This window comes from Paraburkholderia sp. SECH2 (genome assembly GCF_030464795.1).
GTDB lineage: Bacteria > Pseudomonadota > Gammaproteobacteria > Burkholderiales > Burkholderiaceae > Paraburkholderia > Paraburkholderia aspalathi.
This window is the reverse complement of sequence record NZ_JALPRH010000005.1, coordinates 196,746-209,648: the sequence shown is the minus strand read 5'-3', so window position 1 is coordinate 209,648 and position 12,903 is coordinate 196,746. Positions and strand designations below refer to the sequence as shown.

At 61.6% G+C, this 12,903-nt stretch carries 13 protein-coding genes and 1 pseudogene; 12 read left to right on the top strand and 2 right to left on the bottom strand.

Translation table 11 applies throughout. The features are described 5' to 3' along the window. Positions 1 to 3 precede the first annotated feature (3 nt). From M0D66_RS12025 to M0D66_RS11980, 10 genes and pseudogenes are all read left to right on the top strand, one after another. Positions 4 to 1,365, top strand: coding sequence for an alkaline phosphatase family protein (locus M0D66_RS12025; RefSeq protein ID WP_211706716.1), 1,362 nt, complete (start codon positions 4 to 6; stop codon positions 1,363 to 1,365). Positions 1,366 to 1,513: 148 nt separating this feature from the next. Beyond that, positions 1,514 to 2,368, top strand: a complete 855-nt coding sequence (locus tag M0D66_RS12020; protein WP_093635902.1) for a MurR/RpiR family transcriptional regulator — start codon at positions 1,514 to 1,516, stop codon at positions 2,366 to 2,368. Between the two features lie 279 nt (positions 2,369 to 2,647). Next, positions 2,648 to 2,869: pseudogene (locus M0D66_RS12015) on the top strand (carcinine hydrolase/isopenicillin-N N-acyltransferase family protein); the annotation flags it as partial. 158 nt (positions 2,870 to 3,027) lie between these two features. Continuing rightward, positions 3,028 to 4,356: an aspartate aminotransferase family protein gene (locus tag M0D66_RS12010; RefSeq protein ID WP_211706714.1), complete on the top strand. Its 1,329-nt coding sequence runs from the start codon at positions 3,028 to 3,030 to the stop codon at positions 4,354 to 4,356. Positions 4,357 to 4,384: 28 nt separating this feature from the next. Continuing rightward, positions 4,385 to 4,939, top strand: a complete 555-nt coding sequence (locus M0D66_RS12005) for a carboxymuconolactone decarboxylase family protein (RefSeq protein ID WP_211706713.1) — start codon at positions 4,385 to 4,387, stop codon at positions 4,937 to 4,939. A 278-nt stretch (positions 4,940 to 5,217) separates the two neighbouring features. Then, positions 5,218 to 5,643 (top strand): OsmC family protein, encoded by a 426-nt coding sequence (locus M0D66_RS12000; RefSeq protein WP_093635893.1) that lies wholly within the window; start codon positions 5,218 to 5,220, stop codon positions 5,641 to 5,643. Between the two features lie 171 nt (positions 5,644 to 5,814). Further along, the gene (locus M0D66_RS11995) at positions 5,815 to 6,657 is read left to right on the top strand and encodes an oxaloacetate decarboxylase (protein ID WP_200653011.1); all 843 of its coding nucleotides are present in this window, start codon (positions 5,815 to 5,817) and stop codon (positions 6,655 to 6,657) included. Positions 6,658 to 6,720: 63 nt separating this feature from the next. Next, complete coding sequence (locus M0D66_RS11990; protein WP_093635891.1) at positions 6,721 to 7,359, top strand: TetR/AcrR family transcriptional regulator; 639 nt, start codon at positions 6,721 to 6,723, stop codon at positions 7,357 to 7,359. 30 nt (positions 7,360 to 7,389) lie between these two features. After that, the gene (locus M0D66_RS11985; protein ID WP_211706712.1) at positions 7,390 to 8,952 is read left to right on the top strand and encodes an MFS transporter; all 1,563 of its coding nucleotides are present in this window, start codon (positions 7,390 to 7,392) and stop codon (positions 8,950 to 8,952) included. A gap of 486 nt (positions 8,953 to 9,438) precedes the next feature. After that, positions 9,439 to 9,711, top strand: a complete 273-nt coding sequence (locus M0D66_RS11980; RefSeq protein ID WP_093635887.1) for a YodC family protein — start codon at positions 9,439 to 9,441, stop codon at positions 9,709 to 9,711. 40 nt (positions 9,712 to 9,751) lie between these two features. On the opposite strand, the gene M0D66_RS11975 is transcribed toward M0D66_RS11980, so the two are convergent. Continuing rightward, positions 9,752 to 10,069, bottom strand: a complete 318-nt coding sequence (locus M0D66_RS11975) for a multidrug efflux SMR transporter (protein WP_093635885.1) — start codon at positions 10,067 to 10,069, stop codon at positions 9,752 to 9,754. Positions 10,070 to 10,153: 84 nt separating this feature from the next. Between M0D66_RS11975 and M0D66_RS11970 the strand changes: the two genes are divergently transcribed. Beyond that, entirely contained in the window at positions 10,154 to 10,573 is a 420-nt protein-coding gene (locus tag M0D66_RS11970) for a helix-turn-helix domain-containing protein (protein ID WP_200620530.1), read from the top strand. 38 nt (positions 10,574 to 10,611) lie between these two features. On the opposite strand, the gene M0D66_RS11965 is transcribed toward M0D66_RS11970, so the two are convergent. Further along, positions 10,612 to 10,932, bottom strand: a complete 321-nt coding sequence (locus tag M0D66_RS11965) for a superinfection immunity protein (RefSeq protein WP_093635880.1) — start codon at positions 10,930 to 10,932, stop codon at positions 10,612 to 10,614. Between the two features lie 164 nt (positions 10,933 to 11,096). Between M0D66_RS11965 and M0D66_RS11960 the strand changes: the two genes are divergently transcribed. Further along, positions 11,097 to 12,560: a M20 family metallopeptidase gene (locus tag M0D66_RS11960; protein ID WP_200620531.1), complete on the top strand. Its 1,464-nt coding sequence runs from the start codon at positions 11,097 to 11,099 to the stop codon at positions 12,558 to 12,560. Positions 12,561 to 12,903: the final 343 nt, after the last annotated feature.

Sequence of the window (12,903 nt, the reverse complement as noted above, 5' to 3'; positions counted from 1 at the left end):
AGCATGCCCGTTGACAACATTAAGACCATCATCGTAGTCATGATGGAGAATAGGTCTTTCGACCACGTTCTTGGCTACCTGAGCCTCGACGGGAAGGATGTCAACGGCCTCTCGGCCGACCCCACCTGGCTAGAGAATTTCACGAACCTCTACGGCGGAAAAACGTATCCCATACATGCGCTTTCGCCGTCGACCCAACTTATCCCCGACCCACCGCATGACCGCACGCCGATTTCGACGCAAATAAAAACGCCGTGCGCGAATGGAGACTGTCCCGAACTGGGTGGATTCGTCGCGAGCTATGCGACAAGAAACCCTCCGCCAGCCGACCTGTCGATGGTGATGGGCTACTACACGGCCGGTGCGCTGCCTGTTTATGATTTTTTCGCAAAGAATTTCACGATCTGCGATAGCTGGTTCGCGCCACTTCCGACCGGAACCCAGGCAAATCGCTTGATGGCAATGGCGGGAGAGAGTGCGATTAGCGACAACGTTTCTGGTTTTCTTCCCGAGCAATCCCTGGTTTACGACTGGCTGACCGCACACGGCGCAAGTTGGTGTGTCTACCAGTCGGGAGGCTTCTTCCCGTTCTTCAGCTTGATGCCCAAGTGGTTGCCTGAGATAGTCACTTCGCTTGCCTTGCCGCTAGATGGCAATGGAGGGAGGTTCAGGCGTTATTCGCGTTTCAAGGAAGACTGGACGAACAGTAGCAATTTGCCTCAAGTCATTTTCATCGAGCCGGAATACACGGATGGGCCGCACAGGGTACCAAATGACGACCATTCGCCTACTGGCGTCGCCCCAGGGCAAGCGTTCCTTGCGGACATTTATCAAACGATTTCTGCGTCCAAGCGATGGGATGAGACGCTGATGATTGTCACGTATGACGAGCACGGGGGGTTCTTCGACCATGTAAGCCCGCTTGAGATTTCGACCGACGTCGCCGGTTATCAGTTTCAAACTACTGGCCTGCGTGTACCCGCGTTCCTGGTCTCACCCTATGTCGCGCCGGGGGGCGTCTTCTCCGGCGACCTGGACCATACGTCGATACTTCAGCTTCTCGCGGATAAATTCAACGCTGGTGGTACGTACTCTGCCCCGGTCAGCGCACGCACTCAGCTTTCGAAGCTCAGCTCTGCTCTTTCTGAAACCAGAACGCCGGGCTCTGCACCGAAGCTAAATGTCCCCATAGCGAGCAAGTTACTTGCACCGGCTCCCGTTGCGCCACCGACTGGCTTCTCGGCATGCGCGCAAGCCTTTCGTAGCGTCGCGCTTAAGGTCCAGCAAGACCATCCGGAGTTGCTGTCTTCGCCGAACTGGGGCGACCTTGCGAGCTTTGTTGCGACGTATAAGGGTGGGGCGTGAATTGGCGCCAAGTCTCCGGTTGCAAAGAAGGTCCGAGTGCGAATTCGCGTATTTCGCGTACGGCTCAAACTGGAAGTTCTGTTGGGTGCGATACACCGGGTGGTAACATTTGTTGTCATCCTTATCGACCGTTCGCCCGGTATATCGCATGCCAGACAGTTTTGACCAGCTCGCCGCCCTGATCCGGGCGCGCTTCTCCGAACTGAGTCCGCAGTTTCAGATGGGGGCAGGGTTCCTGCTCGATCATCCCGACGAAGTCGCGGTCTCGTCCATGCGCAAAGTGGCCGAGCGGGCGCAGGTGCAACCGGCCTCGCTCGTACGTCTGTCGCAGCAACTGGGTTTTCCCGGCTGGAACGAGTTGCGCAACCTGTTCGTCGCGCGCGTGCGCACGCGGCCCGAGCCGCTCACGAGCCGGGCCCGTTCTCTCGTCAAATCGAAAGATGCGCTGGCCAGCGACCTGCTGGTCGCGCAACAACACAACCTCGAGGTCACCGCCGCGCATAACGGCCGCGTGATCGTGGAAGCGGCGCGTCTGTTGCGGCGCGCGCCGCATGTGCATGTAGCAGGCTTTCGCTCCTGCTATGCGGTGGCGTTCGGGCTTGTCTACGGCTACCGGCTGTTTCGCTCGTCGGTGTCGCTGCTCAACGGTGAAGCCGGTACGCTCGAGATGCAGCTGCGCACGGTGGCGCGTGACAGCGCCACCATCGTCATCAGTTTCGCGCCCTATTCAGTCGAGGCGGCGCGCGTGGCCGAAGCCGCGTTGGAAAAAGGCAGCAAGCTGATTGCTATCACGGATAGCGCGGTTTCGCCGATCGCGCTGAACGCCGACAAGGTGCTGATTTTTTCGCACGAAAGCCCGTCGTTCTTTCCATCACTGGTGGCGGCCACGGCGATTGCCGAATCGCTGGTCGCGCATCTGCTCGCGCTGGAAGGAGCGGGGGCCGTCGAGCAACTCGGCATCGCCGAGCAGTCGCTCCACGAAAAGGGCGCGTACGTACCCTGAAGTTTTTCCTCTGAAACACGCAGCAGCATGTCACGGAGCGCAGACACTCCGTTTGCTTCACCATCGCATCGTTTGACAACAAATGTTGTTTGACAGTATAAATGCGTACCGATTGTTGAATGGGTGCGGGCCGTGGCGTCGAAGCAGGATTTGAGTCTCTTTCAGGTAAGTGGTGAGCCGTATGACATCGGCTACCGGCTGGGTGAAATCGCCAGACCGGTGTTCTCCGAATACATGGAGCAAAGCAGCGCGTGGCAGGCGGTTCGACGCTGGCACGCTATCTCCAGCCATGCGAACCATCTGATCCATCCTGGCTGCGAAGCCGAGGCGCAAATCGTCACCGATTCTTCGCATGACAGGCAGACGCGCGTCGAACATTTGCTGCCCAGGCTCGCCAGTCCAATTAACCCCGCCGCCTTGCTCGATGTGTTGCAGGATCGCGCGCCTGCAGGCCTGCCGATCTACCGCGACGACCCGCTCGATCCCGACGACGAAAACACGGGGGGGGGGGGGGGGGGGGGGGGGGGGGGGGGGGGGGGGGGGGGGGGGGGGGGGGGGGGGGGGGGGGGGATGCGCGTTCGACACAGTCATCGCATGCGTGCCGCCCACGCAGCCCCGCGTCTGATCAACCGTCGCCAGTAGAAGGGAAAGGGAAAACCATGTCCACCGTATTCCATCGTTCGCCGAAGCAGTCACTGCCGGTGGCTATCGCCGGCGACGGCATCGAGATCATCGATTCCACCGGCAGACGCTATATCGATGCCTCGGGCGGCGCAGCCGTCTCATGCCTCGGCCACAGCAACCAGCGTGTGATCGACGCGATCAAGCGGCAATCGCAGCAATTGCCGTATGCGCACACATCGTTCTTCACCACCCAGGTCGCCGAGGAACTCGCCGACCGCCTGGTGGCGAGCGCACCGCAAGGGCTCGAACATGCGTACTTCGTGTCGGGCGGCTCGGAAGCGATCGAGGCGGCGCTGAAACTGGCGCGGCAGTATTTTGTGGAGAAGGGCGAGTTGCAGCGCCGTCATTTCGTCGCGCGTCGCCAGAGCTATCACGGCAATACGCTGGGGGCGCTGGCGATTGGCGGCAATGCATGGCGGCGCGAGCCGTTTCTGCCGATCCTGATCGAAGCGCATCACGTGAGTCCGTGCTACGCGTATCGCGAGCAGCACATCGACGAAACCGAAGAGCAGTTCGCACAGCGTCTCGCGGATGAACTCGAACAGAAGATTCTCGAACTCGGCGCTGACACGGTGGCCGCATTCGTTGCGGAAACAGTGGTGGGCGCAACGGCCGGCGCCGTGCCGCCAGTGCGCGAATACTTCCGCAAGATCCGCGCGGTGTGCGATCGCTACGGCGTGCTGCTGATTCTCGACGAGATCATGTCGGGCATGGGCCGCACAGGCTACCTGTATGCCTGTGAAGAAGACGGGATCGCGCCGGACATCCTCACGATCGCCAAGGGGCTCGGTGCCGGCTATCAGCCGATCGGCGCGACGCTGGTCAGCGACCGGATCTACCAGACGATCGTCGGCGGCTCGGGTTTCTTTCAGCACGGGCATACCTATATCGGGCACGCCACGGCCTGCGCCGCGGCGCTCGAAGTGCAACGCGTGATTGCCGATGACAACCTTCTGGCGAACGTGCAGGCGCGCGGCGAACAGTTGCGTGGCCGGCTGCGTGAACACTATGCGCAGCATCCGCATATCGGCGACGTGCGCGGACGAGGGCTCTTTGTCGGCGTCGAACTCGTACAGGACCGCGTCACTAAAACGCCGTTCGACGCGAAGCTGAAACTGCACGCTGCGATCCGGCGCGAAGCGTTCGCGCGTGGCTTGATGGTGTATCCGATGGGCGGCACGGTCGACGGCAAGATCGGCGATCATGTGCTGCTGGCGCCTCCGTTTATCTGCACCGCGCGCAACATCGACGAGATCGTCGGCCGTTTGACCGATGCGATCGAAGGCGCGTTGACTGCCATCTGACACCCTTTCCATCTCTGCGAATTTTACGATGACCGACCGTTTGCCTCACTTCGAACTATCCGATGCCACAGCCGAACAGAAGGCCGTACTCGACGAGATTCTGTCCGGTCCACGCGGCAATCTGAACGGGCCGTTTCTGGGCTGGATTCATAGTCCGGAGCTGGCGCAGCAGGCGCAGCGGCTTGGCGCGTTCTGCCGCTATCGCACCGGCTTGCCGCTGCGCCTGTCGGAGCTGGCGATTCTGGTGACCGCGGCGCGCTGGCAGGCGCAGGCCGAGTGGTATATCCACTATCCAATCGCCCTGGATGCCGGGGTGGCCGAGGCGGATGCCGAGGCGATCCGCCAGGGTCATCGCCCATCTTTCGCGGATGCTGACGACGCCTTGATCCATGACTTCGCGAGCGAACTGTACGGCACCAAAAGGGTGTCGGATGTCACCTATAGAAAGGCGGTCGAGCGCTTCGGCCACGAGGTGGTGATCAACCTGGTGGGCTTGCTCGGCTACTACGCCCTGGTGGCGATGACACTGAACGTGTTCGACATGCGCGCAGTGGGGCAGGAGAGCCTGCCGTTCGCCGAGTAGCGACTGCGCCCTGAGTCTGCTACACGGATTGCGGCACGGACCGTGACGTGCATCGGCGAACCGTGTGCCGGCGTCGTCACGACACTGGCACACGGAAGCGCCTATGATGAAGTTCGGTCCACGCCCGCACCTCTTGCGCCGCGCGGCACGCCCCGAAGGAAGTTCCCTTGGGGCACTCACGACCGATGCCGATACTACGAATACCCGGGCTGGACCGTTGTGGGCGGCATCACGTAGGGTTGAGGAGCGGTGCGAAGCAGGGCAAACAGGAGAGAGCAATGAAGCGCAAGGCATCAGCAGTCTGGCAAGGCGGCCTGCAAGACGGCAAGGGCTCGATTTCCACCGACAGCGGCGTCCTCAAGGACACCCAATACTCGTTTGCAACGCGCTTCGCGGACGGCATCGGCACGAATCCGGAAGAGCTGATTGCGGCTGCGCACGCGGGTTGTTTCTCGATGGCGCTATCGGCCGAACTGAGCAAGGCCGGCATCACCCCTGAACGTATCGCCACAGCGGCCACCGTCACGCTCGACAAGGACGGCGGCGGCTTTTCGATTACCGCGGTGCATCTGGATGTAGCCGTGAAAATCCCCGGTGGCGATAAAGCCGCGTTCGAGAAGGCGACCGCGGACGCCAAGGCGGGCTGCCCGGTTTCCAAGGTACTGAAGGCCACCATCACGATGGACGCGAAGCTCGAAACCTGAGCGTGCGGTTCGTCTATTGCGGACAGATGAAGGGCAGGCTGGCGGCGGTAGCCAGACCGCCGGCTGCCACTCTCCGTTCTTGCTGTTTGCTGCTTATTTAACGAACACACGACGACGATCCGGCAGCGCGTGGGCGCAAAACGCCGGTCGTCGTTTTCAATGGGACCGTCGATGACAACGCAAACCGAAAAAGCACGGCAATTCCAGTCTTATCACGCAGCGGGCGAGGGCTTCATCATCCCGAATCCCTGGGACATCGGCACCGCGCGTCTGCTCGCGCTGGCCGGTTTCAAGGCGCTCGCCACCAGTAGCGCCGGCTATGCGTTTTCGCGTGGCCTGCCGGATAACGCCATCGGCCGCGCGCAGATGATGGTGCACCTCGCCGAAATCGCGGGTGCGACCGATTTGCCGGTCAGCGCCGATCTGGAAAACGGTTTTGGCGACAGCCCTGAAGACTGCGCCGAAACGATCATGCAGGCCGCGGCTGCGGGCGTGGTCGGCGGCTCGATCGAGGATGCAACCGGTCGCGCGGACGAACCGATTTACCCGTTCGAGGCGGCCGTGGAGCGCGTGCGCGCGGCAGTCGTCGCGGCGCGTGCTCTGCCGTTTCCGTTCACGCTGACGGCGCGTGCCGAGAATTATCTGGTGGGTCGGCCCCATCTCGACGATACGATCCGGCGTCTGCAGGCTTACCAGGAGGCTGGGGCCGACGTGCTTTACGCGCCCGGCCTGAAGACGCGCGAAGAGATCGCCGCCGTGGTCAGTTCGCTCGACCGGCCGGTCAATGTGCTGATGGGCTTGCAAGGCGTGCTGCTCAGTTTCGAGGACCTGCAGGCGCTGGGTGTGCGGCGTGTCAGTGTGGGCGGCTCGTTGGCGCGCGCGGCGTTGGGTGCATTTCTCCGCGCCGCGCACGAGATGCGAGATCACGGCACTTTCAACTACACGAAAGAAGCCGCCAGCGGCAATGAGATCAACCAGCTCTTCACGAGCGCCGCGCAGAAGTGGGGCAAATAGACGGCCGCACCCGTTTCGAATCTCGCCTTGCTTTCTTGAACGGTTAGTCATAATATCCGTCACATGAAGCAATCTGGCAATTCGAAGCAATTCGCGAAAAAAGACGGTGAGGCCTGCCCTCGGGGGCGGCCGCGCGAGTTCGACACGGACACCGTCTTAACCAGCGCAAGCCAGGTTTTCTGGAATCACGGCTATCACGCCACCTCGATCGACGACCTCTGTAAGGCCACCGGCCTGTTGCGGGGCAGTCTGTACGGGGTATTCGGCGACAAGCACGGCATCATGCTCGCCGCGCTCGATCATTACGCGGAGGGTTCGGTCGCGCGGCTCGCCGAGCGGCTGAACGCGCCGGTGCCGGCAGAAGAGGCACTGCGCAACGCTTTGCTGCATTACGCCCGGGTCGCATGCGCGCTGACCGGCGAGCGCAGTTGCTTCATCACCAACACCACGCTGGAGATGCAACCCGGGGACGAAGAACTGCGCACCCGCGTCGCGGCGATTCAACGCCGCATGGCGACGCTGCTGGCAGCCTCGGTGATTCGCGGCCAGGCGAGCGGTGCCTTCAATTCCACGCTCGACGAAAAAGCCGTTGGCGATTTCCTCCTGTGCGTGATGCAAGGGCTGCGCGTATTGGGGCGAGTCGCCCACAAGGAAGATGCGCTAATCGGAATCGTGGACGTCGCCATGCGTGCGCTCGTCTAATTTTTTTACCTAATTTTTGAACGAACGGTCATGAATAGAGACCCGATCAAGCCCGCTCCGGCGGCATTTGTTGGGCCGGCAGGCGGAGCCGCCGCCGTTTGTCCAGGCGTGGGTGCGGTTGCCGCTAGCGGGATTGCCACTGCTACGAAGGCCACCCACGCTGCAAAGGCCGCGTCCGGCTTCGAGCGCCAGGGGCTCGCGCTTGCTGTGCTGTTCGTCGGCGCCTTCCTCGCGCCGCTCGACTATTTCATCGTCAACCTCGCGCTGCCGTCGATTCACACCGGCCTGAACGCTACCGACGCGCAATTGCAACTCGTGGTGTCCGCCTACGCATCCGCTTATGCCGTGTTGCTGATCACGGGAGGGCGTCTCGGCGACCTGTTCGGCCGGCGTCGCATGTTCATGACGGGCATGGCGGCCTTCGTGGTCGCCTCCGCGCTGTGTGGCTTCGCCACCAGCGGCCACATGCTGGTGATCTCGCGGATCGTGCAGGGCATCGCCGCCGCGGTCATGGCGCCGCAAGTGCTGGCCACCATCCGCGCGGTCGTGCCGTTGCATCGGCAGACCAAGGTCATGAGCCTTTATGGTTTCGTCTTCGGGCTGTCGTCGATCGTGGGCCAACTGGGCGGCGGCGCGCTGATCACGTATCACCCGTTCGGGCTCGACTGGCGCATCATTTTTCTGATCAACATTCCGATCGGCATCGTGGCCTTCATCGGCACATGGAAGTTCGTGCCGGAAAATCAGCCGGCCACCAACACCGGCATCGACCTGAAGGGCGTCGCGCTGCTCTCGATGGTCCTGCTGCTGGTCATCTATCCGATGACGCACGGCCGTGAAGCCGGCTGGCCCGCGTGGACCTTCGTGATGTTCGCACTGGCCGTCCCCGTCTTCGCGCTATTCGTGGCGACCGAGCGGCGCGTGGAGCGCGGCGGTGGCCATCCTCTGGTGGATCTGCAATTGTTCCGCAACCCGGCCTTCGCACTGGGCCTGGTGCTCGCGTTTCTGTTCTATTGCAACAGTGCGTTTTTCCTGACCTACGGGATCTTCCTGCAAACCGGTTTGCACTGGACGCCGCTCGCCTCGGGCATGGCCATCATGCCGTTCGCGATCGGTTTCGTGATCGGGCCGTTGACGTCGCCCACGGTGGTCAAGCGCATCGGCGGTCATGTGCTGGCGCTCGGCTTTTCGATGATGACCATCGGTTTCACGGTCACCGGCTGGTCCGCGACCCATGCCGCTACGCCTGATCTGCTGTTCTATTGCGGACTGGTGTGCGCGGGTGTCGGTCACGGCCTGCTCCTGCCGTCGATCATGCGCATCGTGCTGCTGGAAGTCGCGCCGGAGAAGGCAGGGCTTGCTTCGGGCGTGGTGTCGTCGACCTTGCAGATCGGCTCGGCGTTCGGCACGGCGGCCATCAGCGGCGCGTTTTTCGGTGTGATCAGCGGCCGTGAAACGCCAGCTGCCTATGCTCACGCGTTCCAGTACAGCCTCGCGATCAACGCGTGTCTGATGTTCGTGTGTATCGGTTTGAGCGTGCTGCTGGTGCGGCATCAACAGCTCGCATTGCGTCGCGCTGCACAGCCGGTTTGAAAATAGCGGACCGGAGATCGTTTTCAACGGGGGTCGCTAAAAACTATTATGCACTTTAAACAAAACTGGTTTTGGAGTGGGTGCATTTACCGATGAGTTTCCCGTTCATAGGTAATTCCGCGTGTGAGCGATCGGAATAAACCCGAATCGGGTTTGTCGGTGGTAGTTTAGATATGACAAATCCAGTGCGCATTTTCTACTTGCGCACCGGGTTTGCCGCCGTAAGTTTTGCGATCGTGCAATGCCGCACGGGTGGTGGCCTGGCGCCGTTATAAAGGGTTTTCCCCGGTTTTACCCGTCGACTGCCGGGATGGGAAACCTATTCCAGTCCCAATGAAAACGGTATCAATAAAAAGCGCTTGCCGTAGTTAATTTCGATTGTTAATCTTGGCCAACTTTTTAGAGTTTTCATTCGGCAGGGTTCTATGTTGCAAAGCACGGTGCGATGACTTTATTCCGCTCAACGGGTTCCGCAGGGGATTGAATATGCTGACCGCTACCATTGACGTATTCGAAACACCGCCAGCCGCACGCTTCAATGTCGGCGATGTCGTCACGCTGAAGGAAGGCGGTCCGCGCATGACGGTGACGTATGCGGGACCGGTGGCGCTCAATCCGGGCGACTGGCTGATTTGCGAGTGGTTCGACGAACATGGCGAGCTGCGCCGCGAAATGTTCGCGCACGAGAGCGTGCGGGCTGAGCCGCGCTCGATTCCCGCCGGCTCGGTGATGTGGGGCAGAATGGGCCGGGCTGCCTGAGAGAAGCGGCCCAGCGTACGTATTCGCCCCGCGAACCGGTTTATCCATCGATCAGTTTCAACCCCGCCACTGACAGCACGATCAAGGTCATGCAGATCACGCGGGGTGCCGAAACCGGGTCGTTGAACAGCATCACGCCCAGCACCGTGATGCCAAACGATCCGATCCCTGTCCATACCACGTAGGCCGTACCGGCCGGCAAATGCTTCATCGCCAGCGTCAGTAAAAACACGCTGCCGAGCGCGGCTGCAACGCCGCCGATGCTCGGCCACAAGCGCGTCCATCCATTTGCATATTTCAACGCCAACGCCATCAGGATTTCGACCGCGCTTGCGGCGAGCAGAATGAGCCATGCCATCGTGAGCCCCATCGGTGAGTGGTGAATGAGCGGCCAGCTTAGGGCTATAGTGATGCGCTCACCATTACTTACCCACTGGTAACCATGGCATTGCCCGAGTCCACCAACGCGCCCCTCGCCTCGACCGAACAGCCCTACCGCGGTGACGTTTTCGACGCCGCCTGTTCGTCGCGGCTCGCGCTCGAACTGATCGCGGGAAAGTGGACGCTGCTCATCATGCCGGCGCTGCTGCCCGGCCCGATGCGCAATAACGCCTTGCTGCGCAAGATCGGTGGCATTTCACAGAAGGTGCTGACGCAGACGCTCAAGGAACTCGAGCGCAACGGGCTGGTGATTCGTGAGGAGCAGCCGGGCGCGGTGGCGCACGTGGAGTACCGGCTCAGCGAACTGGGGCGAACGCTCAGTGACGCGCTGGTGACGCTCGATCATTGGGCCGAGGAAAACGCGGCCGAACTCGACGCTGCGCGTGAGCGCTATGACGCGCGGCAGCAAATGCACCGCTAGCCGGCTGCCTGCGGTTGCTGCGCACAATTGTTATTGAATCAAGGCTGCTTGTTTTCCGGACGCTCACGCGCCGCGGACCGCCTTTGCACGCGCACCAGAAGCGCCGATGAAAACGCGCGCATCCGCACGATCTTGCGCGTCTCTACCACTTCGCCGGCCACGTTCTTCGGCGGGTTGGGCTGTAGCGACCAGTAGAGGGCGAGGAGCCAGCCAAAGCCGGTCCAACCGAGGCATGCGTTGAAGAGCGCCAGCGTCAGCACGTCATGACGCTTGCGCCGGTCCGCGAGAATGCTCGGCAGAAAATACAGCGCCAGCGCGAGCACCGCGGCGATGGCCTGTACCACGACGTTGCCACCCATAGCCTGGCTCCTCAGGACGCGATGTATCCCCCGATTGTCGCGCGATTGTTTTCTTTGCGCTGGGTTGTTCCGAAACCTGCATGCAAGGCGAGGGGGTTCAGCGCGTCGCCCATCAGGACTATCATGGACGTTTCGACTGAACAGAACCGCCACGGACCGCCACCATGATCTCCGACGATACGACCCAGCAGACCCAGCGCATCAACCAGGACACGCTACGCGAATTCGTAGACCGTAAATGGAATGACGAGATTGTTCCTGCGCTCACGGACTACATCGCCGTGCCGGCCAAGAGTCCGGCGTTCGATCCCGAGTGGGTCAAGCACGGCTACCTTGAGCGCGTGATTACCGACGCGGCGCAATGGGCCGAACAGCAACCCGTGCGCGGCCTGAAACTCGAAGTGATCCGCTTGCCGGGCCGCACGCCGGTGATTTTCTTCGAAACGGCCGCGACCCGATCGGGCAGCGAAGAAACCATCGTGCTCTACGGCCACCTCGACAAGCAGCCTGAATTCGACGGCTGGCGCAACGACCTCGGCCCCTGGACGCCGAAGCTCGAAAACGACAAGCTGTACGGCCGCGGCGGTGCCGACGACGGCTATGCGATCTACGCGAGCATCACGGCGCTGGCCGCGCTGGACGCGCAAGGCATCGAGCGTCCGCGCTGCGTCGGCCTGATCGAAACCTGCGAGGAGTCGGGCAGCTACGATCTGCTGCCGTACGTCGACGCATTGCGTGAACGGCTCGGCAAAGTCGGACTTGTGGTGTGTCTCGACTCGGGTGCGGGCAACTACGATCAACTGTGGCTCACTACGTCGTTGCGCGGTCTGGTTGCCGGCGACCTCGAAGTGCAGGTGCTCGACGAAGGCATTCACTCGGGCGGATACGGCGGCATCGCACCGTCGAGCTTCCGCATCATGCGGCAACTGTTCGACCGCCTCGAAGACTCCGCCAACGGCACGTTGCTGCCGAAGGGTTTCCACGTTCAGATTCCGGCGGACCGTCTGCGCGAAACGGAAGCGACCGCGCAGATTCTTGGCGACGACGTCTGGAAGAAACTGCCGTGGGCCTGCGGCCAGGACGGCCGTCAGGTGCTGCCCACCACCACCGATCCGCAGGAAGCCTTGCTCAACTCGACATGGCGTCCGTCGTTGTCGGTCACCGGTGCGGCTGGCTTGCCCGCGCTTGCCGACGCCGGCAACGTGCTGCGTCCGCGCACGGCATTCAAGCTGTCGCTGCGCCTGCCGCCGCTGATCGAAGCGGAAAAGGCGGTCGCCGAACTGAAGGCGCTGCTCGAATTCGATCCGCCATACAACGCCAAGGTCACCTTCAAACCGGACGCCGGCGCGGCGAGCGGCTGGAGCGCGCCCGATCTCGCACCGTGGCTCGCCACCGCGCTTAACGACGCGTCGCGCACCCACTACGGCGCGGACGTTGCCTACATGGGGCAGGGCGGCACGATCCCGTTGATGAACGTATTGAAGTCGGGCTTCCCGAAGTCGCAGTTCATGGTGTGCGGCGTGCTCGGGCCGAAATCGAACGCACACGGACCGAACGAGTTCCTGCACGTGCCGTATGGCAAGAAGCTCACGGCAGCCGTTGCTCAGGTGATCGCGGCCGCGCCTTGATGAGCGTTTCGCTGCAATGACGCAGCAGGCGAATTAGCGGGCGCCCCGGGGCGTCCGCGTTTAAATATGCGAATTGAATAGTCCGTCTGTTAGCCCACAAATAAAAAACAAACCTCTACAAGCTATATTTTCGATTGCATTACCTAATCGAAGACTATTTCTTTCTCTTCCAAATCCGGCAAAAAATTCAAGCTTTGTTCGTTCGCTAATTTATTGCAGCCGGATGCTCATTTGCGGGCTAATTTCGCCCTTCCCCGGTGCGCAAGCGTTTGCGTCCGCAGGATCTTTTACCCATCCGTTCGCCTCCCCGCAGAGCGCCGTCTGGCGGGGCTTCACGCGCGTG